The sequence below is a fragment of the Arcobacter sp. s6 genome (assembly GCF_040884245.1).
Taxonomy (GTDB): domain Bacteria; phylum Campylobacterota; class Campylobacteria; order Campylobacterales; family Arcobacteraceae; genus Aliarcobacter.
Genome location: NZ_JBEVTN010000006.1, coordinates 43,076 through 58,995 on the forward strand (window position 1 = coordinate 43,076; position 15,920 = coordinate 58,995).

The window sequence follows — 15,920 nt, forward strand, 5'->3', positions numbered from 1 at the left end:
GTAACGCTTACATTTATATTTCAAACTATAGCTATAATTTTAATAATCACAGCTATTGGAATATATTTTGTAAAAAAGAAAGCAAAAGAGGTAAAATAAAATGATGCCATTTACAGATGAAGATTTACAAGATCCTGTAAGTTCAATTATAAAAAATAAAATTGCTCCAATGCTTGCACGAGATGGTGGTGCAATAGAACTTTTGGATATAAAAAATGCAAGAGTCTTTGTACAATTAAAAGGTGCATGTGTTGGTTGTAGTGCAAGTGGAAGTACATTAAAATATATAGTTGAAAAGGAGCTAAAAGCTGCTATTCACCCTGAATTACAAATAGTTAATGTTCCACAAGGTATGGAAAATAGATTAGAGGAATTTTAATGATAAATGAGAGTAGATTATTAAGCGAAGCAAACTCTTTTTTCATTCAAAAGAAATTTGAAAAAGCTTTGTTTTTATATTCACAACTATCATCACATTTTCCAGATAATAAAGAGTATCAAATATATGCATTGTTTTGTGATATTGCAAGTGAAGATGAACAAAAAGCAATGTCCCTATATGATTATTTTACAGTAGTAAAAGATGAAAACCTTGATGAAGCTGTGAGATATGTTGAAGATGTTATAAATGCATATGATGGTGATATTGATAAGATGATGGAAATACTAAAAGAAGTATCTTCTTCAACTGTTGATGCTTTAGATGCAATACGATATGAAGATTTTAAGAAATTAATAAATTCAAGAGGCTCTTTTAGAATAGCTTTTGAAGATATTATGTTTTCAACAAAAGTTGCAATTGAAAATAAAGATGATTTTTTTGATTTTGTAACAAAATTAATAGATAATGATTTTAATACAACAGCATATACATATCTTGATGGTTTTAATGAATATTTCTCATATGATCAAGAGATAGAAAAATTATATAAAAAATTAGAAGAGAAAAAACTTGCAACTAATCATAAATAATAAAATTTATACAGATAACTCAAAAGAAGCAGATCAAAACTCTGTATTTGTAGTTTCAAAACAAAATGAAAAATTTAAAGAAAATGCCATTTCAAATGGTTGTAAAGAAATTATTGATTCCTCTGAATTAAAAAATCATCTTGATATGAGTTCTATAAATATTATAGGTATAACAGGAACTAATGGTAAAACTACAACAGCTGCAGCTATTTATTCTATTTTATTAGATTTAGGATATAAAGTTGCCCTTCAAGGTACACGAGGTTTTTTTATAAATGATGAAAGAGTTGAAGAATACTCTTTAACAACTCCTGTTCAAATTGGAAATTTTGCTCATATTCAAAAAGCTATGAATAATGGATGTACTTTTTTTGTGATGGAAGTTAGCTCTCATGCAATTGAGCAAAAAAGAATTGAAGGATTAGAGTTTGCTCTAAAAATTCATACAAATATTACAAGAGATCATCTTGATTATCATAAAACAATAGAAGAGTATATAAGAATTAAAAATTCATTTTTTGAAGATGATAGTAAAAAATTAATTAACAAAGATGATAAAATAGTTAAGTATAATTCTAAAAATGGATATGCATACTCTTTAGATGAGCCTTCAACTTACAAAGTTACCGCATACTCTTTTAAAAATGGAACTCATGTAATGTTCTCTCATTTTGGAACAATGCACTCTTTTTCATCTCATATGATGGGTATTTTTAATGTTTATAATTTGATGGCAGCAGTTGCTGCTGTTCATATTACAACACAAAAATCACTTGATGAAATTTGTGAAGCTTTAGAAGGTTTTGCAGGGGTTAGTGGAAGAATGGAAACTATTTCATCTAATCCTTTAATAATAGTAGATTTTGCTCATACTCCTGATGGAATGAAAGAGGTTTTACAAAGCTTTAATGAAAGAGATATTATTTGTGTGTTTGGTGCAGGTGGAGATAGGGATAAAGCAAAACGACCTTTAATGGGAAGTGTTGCTGCATCTTATTCTAAACATATTATAGTAACGAGTGATAATCCAAGATTTGAAGATCCTGATATGATTATTGAAGATATTTTAGTAGGTATAAAAAACCATACGAGTGTTCAAGTTGAAATAAATAGAAAAGAAGCTATAAAAAAAGCCATAGCCATGGCAGATGAAAATAGTGTTGTATTGATTCTTGGAAAAGGTGATGAATCAACACAAACTATTTATGATAAAAAATTCCCTTTTTCTGATAAAGAAGAAGTATTAAAAATTTTAAATAAAGAGTAAAACTCTTTATTTAAATTGAGCTTTTACTGGCATAACTTTTGTTTCCAGAAAGTTTTTAACCTTCTTCAATAATTAATGCACCTCTATAAGCCTTCAAAGTAACTATAATGGTAATACAATTTTAAAAATTGTTCCTTTATATTTTTTATCTAAATAAGTATAAGTAGTGTTTATAGCTTGAATATTTCCTTTTAGATGTTTTGTTACAAGTTCATTACACATAAAAAGACCTAAACCTGTACCTTGTGTCTCATCTTTCGTCGTGAAATAGGGCTCAAATATTTTATTAATTATTTCATCATCAATTCCACCTGCATTGTCTTTTATTTCTATTTCTAAAAAAGTATCAACTTTTTTATTTTCTATAAAGATATATTTTTTACTATCTAAATTTTTAAAATTTTCAAATGCATCAATTGCATTATTTATAATATTAATATAGATTTGTACTAGTTCATTTTCATAGGTTTCAATTTCTATATTTTCAGTATTTAATATTATTTCAATATTTTTATCTTTTAATCTTGAAGATATTAATTTTAATGTTTTTTCAAGTAAATCATTTGTAAATATACTATTCATATAATTACTTTTTTTAAAATAATTTCTAAAATCATCAATTGTTTTTGATAAATATTGAGTATTTTGATTTATAATATCTAATGCTTCCATCTCATTTTTTTCATCAGAAATTTTTAGTTCTTTTTCTAATTTTATACCAGTTGCAAGTGTAGAAATAATTGATAAAGGTTGTCTCCATTGATGCGCTATATTTGCAATCATTTCACCCATTGAAGCTAATCTTGATTGTTGAATTATCAATTTTTCTTGCTCTTTTAATTGATTTAAATTATTTACCTGATCTGTGATATCTTGAGTCAATGCTAAAATTCCAATAACATGACCATTTTCATCTATTAAAGGAACTTTTGAAGTATTTACTATTCTTACTATATTTTTATTTATTGTAACTTTTTCAGTATAATTTAATTTAGCTTTTTTAGTATCCATAATTAACTTATCATCATATACAAACTCTTCTTTTTCAGGAAAATTAAGATCAGAGTCTTTTTTACCAATTAATTCTTCCTTATTATTTAAATTAATTAATTCTAATAACCTTTTATTTGAACCTTGATAAGCTCCATTTATATCTTTCCAAAATATAGAAATAGGAGCATTTTCAATAATAGTTTCTAATAAATCTTTTGTTTTTGTTAATTGATTTTTTTCTTCTTGCAGATTATTGAACTGTTGTTTAGAAAAAAAGTAAAGTAATATAGTTGATAAGGAGATAAATAATCAACCTTTAATCGTTTGAATAAATTGTAAGGTAGTTAAATCATCTATAAATAAATTAATAGCTGAGTCAGAAAAGTAAATCCATAAAATACCAAATAAGAAATAAACAAATGTAATTTTGAGATAGGAATAGTTTGTTTTAATCATAATTAATCCTTTATCCTTAATTATATCTAATTTAAAAAAGCTATTCCTTGTTTTTTAAATATATTAACAGTATCAAAGATAAAATTGCAAAAAATAAAGGATAAAAAAACAAATAATCTTTTAAAATTATTTTATTTTGGTCAATTTGAGATTTCTCTAGTTTATTTATGTCTTCATATATTAAAATCAAATCTTCTTTTGACATTGCGGTATAGGATCTTGCATTAGATTTTTTAGAAATCTCATATAATATATTTTGGTTAAAATTACCAATTCCAATTGTATATGCTTTAATATTATATTTATTTAATAATTTTATTACAACATCAAGGGGAATTTTACTTGAGTTATCTTCTCCATCACTTAATAAAATTATAATATTTGATTTAGCATTTTGATTTTTTAGTATATTTACACTTGATGCAAGGGAGTCAATAATTGCAGTTTTTTGACCAGCCATTTCTACATCAAGATAATCAAGTATTTGTTTTTGTGCATCTTTGTCAAAACTAAGAGGACTTGCAATTAAAACAGAATCTCCAAATAAAACAATCCCAATATTATCAGCAACTCTTTTGTCTATAAAATCTTTTACAATTTCTTTTACAACTTCAAAACGATTTTTTGAATAGTTTGCATCCAAATCTCTTTCTTTCATAGAACCACTTGCATCTATATTTAAAAGAATATTTATTCCATTGTTTTTTAAAAGGATTGTATCATTTATTTTTATAGGACTTGCAAGAGCTATAATTGAGAAAACTATTACCAGATATTTTAAAATATTTATTACAATCATTGATTTTTGATTTGCAAATTGAAAAATATTTAAATGTGGAATAAAATATGTAGGTGTTTTTGCTTTACAATATATTGAGCAAACAATAAATAAAACTATCAAAAGTAAAAAATAGGGATATTCAAAAGTAAAATTATTGTAGCTATTAAACATCTAAAATTTCCATAAAAGTTGAATATTTTGCTTTTGTTAATTTATCTATATTTTTTACATTTCTTTTATATTTAAAAAATTCAAGTTCTTCTATTAATTCATTTGCTAATTTCTTTTCTCTATCTGTATTTGCAATTAGTCTTGAATATTTTGTGATTGTATATGCAGCTTTTTTTGAATCTTCAAAATCAATATTTTTTAAAATATTAAAGTAAATTTTTCTTTCACTTATTTTTTTGTTTTTAAAATATTTAATAAGTAAAAATAAAATTACAAGAATTATTAAAATACTTATAAATACCAAAGCAGAAAAAATAAATATAGAATTATCAGGAATTTTTTCTAATTCTTTTATATCATGAAGTTTTGATAATAGATCTTCATTCATTATTTTAAAACTCCTATTAATTTTTTTATTAGATCTTCATGGGTATATATTTTGGTGAATCTAACTGCACAATTTTGGAAATGATTATATAGTTTATGATCATTCTCTTTTATTTTTTTCATATATAAATCAATTGTGTTTTTATTTAGAATCCCTTCAAAATTTCTATTGTTATTAGGATCTATAAAATTTACATTTCCAAGTTCTATTGGATTTTCTTCAAATTTATCTCTTATGATTAAAGCTATTACTTCATGTTTTTGACAAAGAAGTTTTAAATCAAGTTTTTCAATATCAAAAAAATCACCAATTAAAAAAATCATAGATTTATGATGAATAGATTTAAAAAGTTCTTTTGTAATTTTTTCATAGTTTATATTTTTACCAATAACGTTATAATAATATTTCTGCTCACTCATATAATTTACATTAAAAATTTGTTTTGATTTTTTTGTACATACTTCTAATTTCTCATTTGCAATAAATGAAGAAAAAGGATTTCCTTGTTTTACACAAATAAATCCCAAAGCACTTGCAATTTGTACAATAACTTCTTGTTTAAATGCATCACTTCCAAAATACGTAGAGCCATTTAAAAAAGATACAATATTTACATTTAACTCTTTTTGAGCATAAAAAACTTTAACATAAGGTTTTTGCATTTTTGCACTTATAACCCAATCTATATTTTTAACATCTTCACCATATTCATACTCTTTTAACTCACAAAAATCATAACCTTCACCTTTTAATTTAGTACTATTATTTCCAATGATTTCTGAAAAAACTTGTTTTTTAGTTTTTATAAGTATTTTTTTTAAAGCTTGATTCATATTTTATGGAATTGAAATTTTTTCTAAGATTTTTTGAATTACTTCATCAACATTTATCTCTTTTGCCATTGCTTCATACGATAAAATAATTCTATGTCTTAATACATCTTTAGCAACAATTGCTACATCAATAGGACTTACATAGTCATTTCCTCTTAAGTATGCATTTGCTTTTACAGCTTTAAACATATCAATAGTTGCTCTTGGACTTGCTCCAAATTGAATAATATCAACCAAATCATCAAGTTTGTAATCTTTTGGATTTCTAGAAGCATCAATTATATCAATTATGTACTCTTCAAGTTCCTTATCAATATGAATATCTTTTACCTCTTTTTTTAGTTCTTCTAAATCATTTTTATCTATGGCTTTAGCTATCTGTTCAAATGAGTTCATAGTAACTTTTTTTGCTATTTCATACTCTTGCTCTTTTGTATTATATGAAACTACAATTTTAAACATAAACCTATCAAGTTGAGCTTCGGGTAAGCTATAAGCTCCTTCTTGCTCTATTGGATTCTGAGTTGCAAGAACTAAAAATGGTGAATCTATTATAAATGTATCATCAGCAATTGTAACTTGTCTTTCTTGCATAACTTCAAGCAATGCTGATTGAACTTTTGCAGGAGCTCTGTTTATTTCGTCTGCTAAAAGTAGGTTTGTGAAAATTGGACCTTTTTTGATTTTAAATTCATTTGTTTTCATATCAAATATTTGAGCACCAATTATATCACTTGGAAGTAAATCAGGTGTAAATTGAATTCTTTTAAAACCTAAATCAATAGCTTGGGCAACTGCTTTTACGGTTGTTGTTTTTGCAAGACCAGGAACACCTTCTAGTAAAATATGCCCATTTGTAAGAAGTCCTATTAAAATAGAATTTACCATCTCTTCTTGACCAATTACTCCCTTTGCAATTTCATTTTTTAATTCAGTTAATTTATTTTTTGAACTCAAATTGTTTTCCTTGCTTTTTAATAAATTTATTTTATCCAATAAGTAATAAATAAAATTTGAAGAAATTATCAAATCTGGATTAAACTTATCTTAAACTTATCTTAGCTAAAATCACGGCTCTAATTTTAAATTAGAACCTCACATGTGTCAATCCTTGTACGGGTTGTGATTAAAGAAATTTACTCATTAAGGGACGCAGAGGCAAAAACCCTATTACAAAAAATACAATTAATTCAAGGAGAATTACTCATGGTTACAATGAAAGACCTATTAGAGTGTGGTGTACACTTCGGACACCAAACAAGAAGATGGAATCCAAAAATGAAAAAATTCATTTTCGGTGTAAGAAAAAATATTTATATTATTGACTTACAAAAAACATTAAGATATTTCAGATATACATACAATGTTGTTAGAGACAGAGCTGCTGAAGGTCAAACAATGATTTTCGTAGGAACTAAAAAACAAGCTAGTGAAGCAATCAAAAAAGCTGCTATTTCTTGTGGAATGCCTTACGTTAACCATAGATGGTTAGGTGGAATGTTAACTAACTTTGGAACAATTAAAAAATCAATTAGAAAATTAGAAATTATTAAAAAAATGAGAGAAGAAGGTCAATTAGATCTTTTAACTAAAAAAGAAGCATTAATGCTTTCTAGAAAAGAAGAAAAATTAGAATTATACCTTGGTGGTATCAAAGAAATGCACAAACTTCCAGATATGATGTTTGTTCTTGATGCTGTTAAAGAAAAAATTGCTATTGCAGAAGCTAGAAGATTAGGAATTACTGTTGTAGCTCCATTAGATACAAACTGTGATCCAGATGTTGTTGATTTACCAATTCCAGGTAATGATGATGCAATTAGATCAATTCACTTATTCTGCAACGAAATGGCTGCAGCAATGAATGAAGGTAAAGCAGCATTAGCTGATATCAATGGTGATGATTCAGAGCCTGTGTCTCAAGAAGAGACTGAAGCGTTAATAGCTGAAGCAGTTGCTGAAGGTGATGACGAAGTAGCAGAAACAGAGGAAGCATAATTATGGCAGGAGCAACTCCAAAACTAATTAAAGAATTAAGAGAAATGACTGGTGCAGGTATGCTTGATTGCAAAAATGCACTTAATGAAACAGAAGGTGATTTAGAAAAAGCAGTTCAAGCTTTAAGAGAAGCTGGACTTGGTAAAGCTGCTAAAAAAGCTGGGAATGTAGCTGCTGAAGGTGTTATTGCTGTTAAAGTTAATGCTGACAATACAGTTGCAACTATGCTTGAATTAAATGCTCAAACAGATTTCGTTGCAAAAAATGAAAACTTCCTTAACTTAACGCAAGAGATTGTTTCTCATGCTCAAGTTAATCAAATTGCAGATGCTGAAGCTTTAGCTGCATCTACAATTAATGGAATGGCTTTCCCAGAATTTTTAAATGGAAAAATTGCAACAATTGGTGAAAACTTAGTTGCAAGAAAACTTGTTTCTGTATCTGGTACTGTTGTAAATGCTTATGTTCATACAAATGGTAGAGTTGGAGTTTTATTAGCTGCAACTTGTGATGAAGCTGCTAAAGAAAAAACTGCTGCTTTATTAAAATCAATAGCAATGCATGCATCTGCTATGAAACCAACTGTAATTTCTTACTCTGATTTAGATCCAGAATTTGTAGAATCTGAAAACAGAGCTATCGTTGCTGAAATTGCTGCTGATAATGACGAATTAAAAAGATTAGGGAAACCATTAAAAAATATTCCTGATTTTGTTTCTAGATCTCAATTAACAGATGAAGCTATTGCAAATGCAAAAGCTGCTTTTGAAGCTGAATTAAAAGAGCAAGGTAAACCAGAAAAAATTTGGGCAAATATTATTCCTGGAAAAATCGAAAGATATATTACAGATAATACACAATTAGATGGTAGACTTGCATTATTATCTCAAGCTTATGTAATGGATGACAAAAAAACTGTTGAGCAAGCTATTGCTGACGTTGATGCTTCTATTAAAATTACTGAGTATATTAGATTTGAACTTGGTGAAGGTATTGAGAAAGTAGAAGAAGATTTTGCAGCTGAAGTTGCAAAACAAATGGGTAAATAATCATAGTCTAAAAGCTATGTAAATATATAAAAAAAGGAAATATGTAATGAGTGAAGCTAATAAAATGGATGAGCTCATTGCAAATGACCTTTTACTTCAAGCTAGAAATCTATCTCATAAGTTTGATTATGAACTTTTCAATGATATAAACTTATCTCTTTATAAAAAAGAATCAATTGCAATTATAGGAATGAGTGGTAGTGGAAAATCTACTTTATTAAATGTCCTATCTTCTCTTTTAAAACCATCAATCGGTAGTGTTGTTTTTAAAAGTAAAGATATATATGCACAAAAACAAAATGACTTATTAAAGATACGTAGAGATGATTTTGGTATAATTTTCCAAGCACATTATTTATTTAGAGGATTTTCAGCTATTGAGAATTTAGAAATTGCTACATTATTAAGTGGTGAGAAAATAGATAAAGATTTATTAAAAGAGTTAAATATTGATTATGTAATAAATCAAGGTGTTGGTGAATTAAGTGGTGGTCAACAACAAAGATTATCAATTGCACGAGTAATGACTAAAAAACCAAAAATTATTTTTGCAGATGAACCAACTGGAAATCTTGATAAAGATACTGCAGCTATTGTTATGGATACTTTATTTAGGTATATTAAAAATAATGATGCAGGATTAATTTTAGTAACCCATGAACATGATTTAGCTATGAGATGTGATAAAGTATATAAATTAGAAGAATTGAAATTGCAGGAGATTAAGTGAATTTATTATTGGTATGTGAAACAACAATAATTGAGCACATTTTTACTTTAGTATGCAAAAGATTAAATATTAAATTAACAACTCAAAGAAATACTAATATAAGTGAAAAGTTTGATTTAATTGTTATTGATCAGAATTTTATTGATGATAAATTTAATTTAATAAAACAATATTCTAGAAAATTAGGAGCTATTAGCTCTGAAGAATTACCATTTGACAAAGCAAGAGATTTTATAATCCCACGGCCATTTCTTCCTACAAAATTAGAAGCTATGATACTTGAACAAGTTAAATTTATTAAAGAAGAAAAAGATGAAGAAAATAGTAATAAAAGAATATCTTTCTCAAAAAATTCATATGAAGAAGAGGATGAAGAAGTAACTATTCCAATAGTTCAATATGTTGATTCATTGGGTGAAAAAAAAGAAAATCATAGTGAAAAAAATAAATCTCCTAAGTTTATTAATGAAAATATTTATGATGAAGATGCTTATGAAGATGAAGATGAGAGTATTGTTCACTTACAAAGCTTAAAAACGGGTGGAATTTTAGACCATGGAGAATTAAATAAAATTAATGATATTTTACGAGAAGATAATATTCAGAATGAAATCAACCTAGAAAAAAATGACTGGAAAGATATCTCTGCAATAATAGATGATGCATTAGCAGAAGTAAAAGAATATGAGTTTGATTTAACTCAAGCAGCTCCTGTAAAGCCATATAATTTAGTATTGAGTAATTTTAGTATAAATGAATTAAGACCATTGCTAGAAAAATTTGACCAATCAGTTATTGATAAACTTTCAAGTGGTGAAACAGTAAATGTAAAAATGAGTTTAAAGGAAAAATAATTGATTAATGAAAAAAAAGGCGCAATATTAATTCTTTCTGGACCTAGTGGTTGTGGGAAATCTACATTATTAAAAGAAGTGTATAAAGATATAAGTGATTACTATTTTTCGATATCAACTACAACAAGAACACCAAGAACAGGAGAAGTTAATGGTGTTGATTATTTTTTCGTTACAAAAGAAGAGTTTGAAAAAGATATAGAAAATGATAATTTTTTAGAATATGCAAAAGTTCATGATAACTATTATGGAACTTCTTTAACTCCAATTAACAAAGCATTACAAGAAGGAAAGCTAGTTATCTTTGATATAGATGTGCAAGGGCATGAGATAGTTAGATCTAAACTAAATTCAATTGTAACTTCGGTATTTATAACAACACCATCTTTAAGAGTATTAGAAGAAAGATTAAATGCTAGAAATACAGATAGTAGTGATATTATTGAGAAAAGAATCAAAAATGCTAAGGGTGAAGTTGAATTTTTTCAAGATTATGATTATTTGATTGTAAATGATAATTTAGAAATAGCAGCAAAAGAGTTAGTTTGTATTGCTAATATTACAAGAATAAAAACAAAGCTTTTTGAAAAAGATAAAATCATATCAAATTGGCTAAATTAGCCTATTTGACATTATCATAACTCAAAGGTCTATCAAAATAGTAACCTTGACAATAGTCTATATTTAACTCTTTTATTTTATTAAAGATATCTTCATTTGATACATATTCAGCTACTGTTTTTACTTTGAACTCTTTTGAGAAATTGGCAATTGTATTTACAATAATTTCTAAATCTTTTGAAGTAGTTATTTTTTCAATTAAAGAACCATCAATTTTAACAAAATCAATATCAAGTAGTGTTAGAAGGTTAAAGTTAGAATATCCAGCTCCAAAATCATCAACACCAACAATACAATCAAATTTCTTGATTTCACTAATAAACTTTGAAACTTCATTAAAATCAGAAATTTCCTCTGATTCTAGGATTTCAAACTCCAAGAATTTAGTATATTCTCTATTTTGTTCTAATATTTCATATATAAATGCAGTTGTTTCATCATTTGCAATATCATCAAAAGAGATATTAACTGAAACTCTTTTGTTTTTAGTCTTAATTAGATTAAAAGAGTCCTGAATTACAATTTTGATTATATTTGGATAAAGTTTTGTTTTTTTAGCAACATTTATAAAATTATATGGAGCTATTTCTACTCCTTCTTTTGTGATATATCTAATTAAAGCTTCATATTTATATATAACTTTTGTATTAGTGTCAACAATTGGTTGGAAATATGCTTGAAATAAATTTTCTCTAAATCCAACTTTTAACTGTTTTACCCATTTTATATTTTCTTCAAAAGATTGTTGTATTCTAAATGATTCATTGTAAATCATGATTCTTTGAAGTTTTGTTCTTGCATAGTTAATTACCCTTTGAGAGTATTTAAATGCTCTTGCTCCATCTCCTTGGGCTATTCCTATTGTGATATTTATATCAATTTCATCTTCTTCTATCAGTAAAGATTCTTTTTCAATTTTATCTGCAAAAGCTTTGCATAAATCATAAAATTCATTTACATCTTTATTATTTTGTTTTGCAACAATCGCAAATTTATCAGCTTCCATTCTATAAACAAAATATTCATTCTTTGGAAAATAGTTTTTTATTTTATTAGCTAATTCATAAAGAATAGTATCACCAATTTTTTCTCCAAAAAGATCATTTATAGTCGAAAATTCATCCACATCAAGTAATGCCATTAAATCGATATTATTTTCATCCAAATCTTTTTTTAATTTATTTCTATTTGGTAGATTTGTTAGAGTATCTGTATATAGGTCTTTTAATTCATGATAAATTAAAGATTGTGACATTACTTGTAAAAGTTTTGCAATATCGATAGGTTTTAAAACATATTTATCAACACCTATGTCAATTGCTTCTAGTAAATATTCTTTATTTGAAAATGCTGTTGCTACGATAATAGGGATATTTAAATTGATTTTTTTTATTTCTTTTACCATATCTAAGCCATTCATTACAGGCATATTTACATCTGTAATAATTAAATCTATCTCGTTTTCATGGGCTTTAAATAATTCTAATCCTTCTTGTCCATTTTGGGCAACATACTGCTTTTTTGTAAAACCTTTTAGTATTTGATGAGTAACTTCTCTTAAGTCTTTTTCGTCTTCAGCATATAGGATAGTTATGTTTTTTAGTATTGAAATATTATTTATCATTATTAAGTCTCTCTCTAAAATTATTAAGATATAATATCATAATTAAACATAATTACAAACTCAAAATTATTAATCAAAAAAAAGAAGTAATTTTATTGTCAAGCTAGGAGCGTTTTTGTCAAAAGTAAAGTGTAATCATTGTCATTTAGAGTTTTCCAAAGATATTATGATAAAAGAAGAAGATTTAAATTTTTGTTGTAAGGGTTGTCAAGGTGTTTATCATTTATTAAAAGATGATGGCTTGGACTCTTTTTACGATAAACTTGGAAATAAAACAATAGCTCCACCTTTAAAACTTGATAATGATGATGTTGATAAATTTGATTCTTTAAATTTTTTAGATAATTATGTAAGCACTACAAAAGAAGGTTTTTCACAAATAGATTTGATAATTGAGGGAATTCATTGTGCTGCTTGTGTTTGGTTAAATGAAAAAATTTTGTATGACACAAAAGGTATTGTTGAAGCAAATATTAATTTCACTACAAATAAAGCAAGGATAGTTTGGGATAATGAAAAATTAAAACTATCAGAAATCATTTTAAAAATCAGATCAATTGGTTATAACGCTTATGCATATGATTCAAGTATTGCTGATCTTCAAGCATCAAAAGCCAAAAGAGATTATTCTATTCGTATGATGGTTGCTGTAATTGCAAGTATGAATATTATGATGCTAAGTGTTGCAAAATATACAGGTTTTTTTACAGGTATTTCGGATGAAGTAAAACATATGATTCATATAGGAGAGTTTCTTCTTTCTACTCCAGTTTTATTTTATAGTGGATGGATTTTTTACAAGGGTGCTTATTATGGATTAAAAAACCGTATGTTAAATATGGATTTTTTAGTCTCTTTTGGAGCAACATTAACATATATTTACTCTTTATTTATTCTTTTTGGAGCAAAAGGGGAAAGTTATTTTGATTCAGTTGCCATGATTATTACCTTTGTTCTTGTTGGGAAATATTTAGAAGTTATTGGAAAAAAATCTGCTGTTGATACCCTTGATAAAATAAAATCAACTCTACCTTTAGAAGCTGTTGTTGTAACAAAAGAAGGTAAAAAAACTCTTGCATTAAATAGTATATCAATAGGCGATATAGTTGAGATAAAAGCAGGGGAGAAAGTGCCAGTTGATGGTAAAATTCTAATAGGTGAGGGTTCTTTTGATGAATCATCACTTACTGGAGAATCAATGCCTGTATATAAAAAAATAGATGATTTAGTTTATAGTGGAACTATAAATATGGATTCTTTGATTCAGTTTGAAGTAACAAAAAGTTTTAAAAATTCTACTTTTTCATCTATTGTTGCTTTGCTTGAAGATTCATTAAATTCAAAACCAACCATACAAACTAAAGCTGCTGAAATATCAAAAGGTTTTTCCGTTACCATTTTGTCTTTATCTTTGCTTACTTTTTTAGTTTGGTATTTTATGGGGATAGATTTAGGTTTTGATTATGCAGGAACTAATCATTTTGAAAAATCATTTATTGTAGCAATCTCTGTAATAGTAATCGCATGTCCTTGTGCTTTAGCTCTTGCTACTCCAATGGCTAGTTTAATAGGAATTTCAGAGCTTGCAAAGAAAGGCTTATTATTTAAAGAAGCTAAGTTTATCGAAACCCTAGCAGTTGCAAATACTGTTGTTTTTGATAAAACAGGAACTCTAACAAAGGGTGAATTAAATGTTGTAAAAGCCAGAATTATGGATGATAATATTCATAAATTAAACCTTTTATATTCACTTTTAGATGCATCAACTCATCCTGTTAGTATTTCAATTAAAAAATATTTAATATCAAAATATGAGTTAGAAAGTAAAAATCTTTTAAATGTAAAAAATCTTGAAGCAAAGGGAATGAGTGCACTATATGAAAATCTTGAAGGCAAATCATTTGAGTTATTAGGTGGAAATATTGAATTACTAAAACAAAATGATATTTACTATAAATTTGATTCTTCTAAAACAGTTTATTTATTTGCAATCAATAAAATAGTTATAGCAACATTTGAACTTGAAGATGAGATAAAAGATAATGCAAAAGAGTTAATTGCATTTTTACAAAATAAAAATATTGATATAGTAATGTTGACAGGAGATAATGAACAAGTTGCATCAAGAATTGCAAAGCAATTAAATATAAGTAAATATTTTTCTGCTCAAACACCTGTTTCAAAAGCAGATTATATAAAACAATTAAAAAAAGAGAATAAAACAGTTGTTATGGTTGGAGATGGAGTGAATGATAGTGTTGCTTTAGGAAATGCAGATGTCGCTGTTGCTATGGGAAATTCAGCTGGAGTTTCACTTGCTGTTTCTGACATAGTGTTATTAAATTCTACCCTTAGTTCCCTAGAAGAAGCATTTGTGATATCAAATAAAACATATAAATTTATAAAACAAAATTTAGGCTTATCAATTATTTATAATGCAGTAACAATACCTTTAGCAATGGCTGGGTATGTTATTCCTTTAGTTGCTGCGTTATCAATGAGTTTAAGTTCACTAATGGTTGTATTAAATTCACTTAGAATAAAAATGAAATAGGATTATAAAAATGATAGATGATACTTTGTTTTTTATGTTAATTGTTGGAATTATAATTTCTGCTGGATTATTAATGATTTTTGTTTGGGCGGCGCGAAGTGGTCAGTTTGATGATTCTAATAAAATAGTAAATGGTTTACTATTTGATAGTGTTGATGATTTAAATGATGCTATAAATAAAGAAAAAAATTCGAAAGAAGCAAAAGAATCAAAACTTATAAGTGAAATAAAAAAAGAAGAAGATAAAGAGGAGAAAAAAGTTAGTCAAAAAATTGACTAACTCTCTAATAAATTATTTTATTGCAGCTATTTGCTTTGCAATATCAGCAATGTCAGCGTCACTTAATTTAGCAACTTGACCTTTCATAACAGCACCCATACCGTGAACATTTAAAGTTCCAGCTTTGTATCCATTTAATGATGCAACTATTTTAGCTTCATCCCAACCTTTTACGATTTCAGATTTACCTAAAGCAGGTTTATCAAAATTAGCACCATGACATGAAGCACATGCAGCTATAGAAGCAGCTGATAATGATGCTGCTGTTGCAGCTGCAAAGATTGCAGTTAATACGATTTTTTTCATTTTTTCTCCTTAATTTTTAGAAAAAATATTCTAGCTTTTTTTA

At 26.6% G+C, this 15,920-nt stretch carries 17 protein-coding genes; 10 read left to right on the top strand and 7 right to left on the bottom strand.

The annotated features are described in order from the left end of the window. Nucleotides 1-100 precede the first annotated feature (100 nt). From ABVS04_RS04645 to ABVS04_RS04655, 3 genes are read left to right on the top strand one after another with little or no spacing between them, the layout of a single operon-like run. On the top strand, nucleotides 101-379 hold the full coding sequence (locus tag ABVS04_RS04645) for a NifU family protein (protein WP_368029504.1): 279 nt from the start codon (nucleotides 101-103) through the stop codon (nucleotides 377-379). Next, nucleotides 379-972 carry a hypothetical protein gene (locus ABVS04_RS04650; RefSeq protein WP_368029505.1) on the top strand — a complete coding sequence of 198 codons (594 nt, stop codon included), beginning with the start codon at nucleotides 379-381 and terminating at the stop codon, nucleotides 970-972. The genes ABVS04_RS04645 and ABVS04_RS04650 overlap by 1 nt, the downstream gene beginning before the upstream one ends. Next, the gene (locus ABVS04_RS04655; protein WP_368029506.1) at nucleotides 953-2,239 is read left to right on the top strand and encodes a UDP-N-acetylmuramoyl-L-alanyl-D-glutamate--2,6-diaminopimelate ligase; all 1,287 of its coding nucleotides are present in this window, start codon (nucleotides 953-955) and stop codon (nucleotides 2,237-2,239) included. The genes ABVS04_RS04650 and ABVS04_RS04655 overlap by 20 nt, the downstream gene beginning before the upstream one ends. Before the next feature lie 102 nt (nucleotides 2,240-2,341). Here ABVS04_RS04655 and ABVS04_RS04660 read toward each other — a convergent pair whose 3' ends face one another. The 5 genes from ABVS04_RS04660 to ABVS04_RS04680 form a co-directional block, all read right to left on the bottom strand. Next, nucleotides 2,342-3,535: an ATP-binding protein gene (locus tag ABVS04_RS04660; RefSeq protein ID WP_368029605.1), complete on the bottom strand. Its 1,194-nt coding sequence runs from the start codon at nucleotides 3,533-3,535 to the stop codon at nucleotides 2,342-2,344. Nucleotides 3,536-3,728: 193 nt separating this feature from the next. Continuing rightward, a complete protein-coding gene (locus tag ABVS04_RS04665) occupies nucleotides 3,729-4,640 on the bottom strand; it encodes a VWA domain-containing protein (protein ID WP_368029507.1) in 912 nt (303 codons plus the stop codon). Next, nucleotides 4,633-5,028 (bottom strand): hypothetical protein, encoded by a 396-nt coding sequence (locus ABVS04_RS04670; protein WP_368029508.1) that lies wholly within the window; start codon nucleotides 5,026-5,028, stop codon nucleotides 4,633-4,635. Before ABVS04_RS04670 ends, ABVS04_RS04665 begins: the two co-directional genes overlap by 8 nt. Further along, nucleotides 5,028-5,861, bottom strand: coding sequence for a DUF58 domain-containing protein (locus tag ABVS04_RS04675; RefSeq protein ID WP_368029509.1), 834 nt, complete (start codon nucleotides 5,859-5,861; stop codon nucleotides 5,028-5,030). Before ABVS04_RS04675 ends, ABVS04_RS04670 begins: the two co-directional genes overlap by 1 nt. Nucleotides 5,862-5,864: 3 nt before the next feature. Next, complete coding sequence (locus tag ABVS04_RS04680; protein ID WP_368029510.1) at nucleotides 5,865-6,818, bottom strand: AAA family ATPase; 954 nt, start codon at nucleotides 6,816-6,818, stop codon at nucleotides 5,865-5,867. Between the two features lie 249 nt (nucleotides 6,819-7,067). Between ABVS04_RS04680 and rpsB the strand changes: the two genes are divergently transcribed. The 5 genes from rpsB to gmk are packed head-to-tail and all read left to right on the top strand — an operon-like array spanning nucleotide 7,068 to nucleotide 11,113. Next, a complete protein-coding gene (rpsB, locus tag ABVS04_RS04685; protein ID WP_368029511.1) occupies nucleotides 7,068-7,859 on the top strand; it encodes a 30S ribosomal protein S2 in 792 nt (263 codons plus the stop codon). A 2-nt stretch (nucleotides 7,860-7,861) separates the two neighbouring features. Continuing rightward, the gene (gene tsf / locus ABVS04_RS04690; protein ID WP_368029512.1) at nucleotides 7,862-8,908 is read left to right on the top strand and encodes a translation elongation factor Ts; all 1,047 of its coding nucleotides are present in this window, start codon (nucleotides 7,862-7,864) and stop codon (nucleotides 8,906-8,908) included. Nucleotides 8,909-8,954: 46 nt separating this feature from the next. Then, on the top strand, nucleotides 8,955-9,638 hold the full coding sequence (locus ABVS04_RS04695; protein ID WP_368029513.1) for an ABC transporter ATP-binding protein: 684 nt from the start codon (nucleotides 8,955-8,957) through the stop codon (nucleotides 9,636-9,638). Continuing rightward, nucleotides 9,635-10,492, top strand: a complete 858-nt coding sequence (locus ABVS04_RS04700) for a hypothetical protein (protein WP_368029514.1) — start codon at nucleotides 9,635-9,637, stop codon at nucleotides 10,490-10,492. The genes ABVS04_RS04695 and ABVS04_RS04700 overlap by 4 nt, the downstream gene beginning before the upstream one ends. A 3-nt stretch (nucleotides 10,493-10,495) precedes the next feature. Continuing rightward, the gene (gene gmk, locus ABVS04_RS04705) at nucleotides 10,496-11,113 is read left to right on the top strand and encodes a guanylate kinase (RefSeq protein ID WP_368029606.1); all 618 of its coding nucleotides are present in this window, start codon (nucleotides 10,496-10,498) and stop codon (nucleotides 11,111-11,113) included. A 1-nt stretch (nucleotide 11,114) separates the two neighbouring features. Here the strand turns inward: gmk and ABVS04_RS04710 are convergent, their stop codons facing one another. Further along, nucleotides 11,115-12,737: an EAL domain-containing protein gene (locus tag ABVS04_RS04710; RefSeq protein ID WP_368029515.1), complete on the bottom strand. Its 1,623-nt coding sequence runs from the start codon at nucleotides 12,735-12,737 to the stop codon at nucleotides 11,115-11,117. 115 nt (nucleotides 12,738-12,852) lie between these two features. On the opposite strand from ABVS04_RS04710, the gene ABVS04_RS04715 reads away from it, so the two are divergent. Next, nucleotides 12,853-15,291 carry a heavy metal translocating P-type ATPase gene (locus ABVS04_RS04715; RefSeq protein ID WP_368029516.1) on the top strand — a complete coding sequence of 813 codons (2,439 nt, stop codon included), beginning with the start codon at nucleotides 12,853-12,855 and terminating at the stop codon, nucleotides 15,289-15,291. A gap of 10 nt (nucleotides 15,292-15,301) precedes the next feature. After that, complete coding sequence (ccoS, locus tag ABVS04_RS04720) at nucleotides 15,302-15,571, top strand: cbb3-type cytochrome oxidase assembly protein CcoS (RefSeq protein WP_368029517.1); 270 nt, start codon at nucleotides 15,302-15,304, stop codon at nucleotides 15,569-15,571. A gap of 12 nt (nucleotides 15,572-15,583) precedes the next feature. On the opposite strand, the gene ABVS04_RS04725 is transcribed toward ccoS, so the two are convergent. Beyond that, nucleotides 15,584-15,877 carry a cytochrome c gene (locus ABVS04_RS04725; protein ID WP_368029518.1) on the bottom strand — a complete coding sequence of 98 codons (294 nt, stop codon included), beginning with the start codon at nucleotides 15,875-15,877 and terminating at the stop codon, nucleotides 15,584-15,586. Between the last annotated feature and the right edge of the window lie 43 nt (nucleotides 15,878-15,920).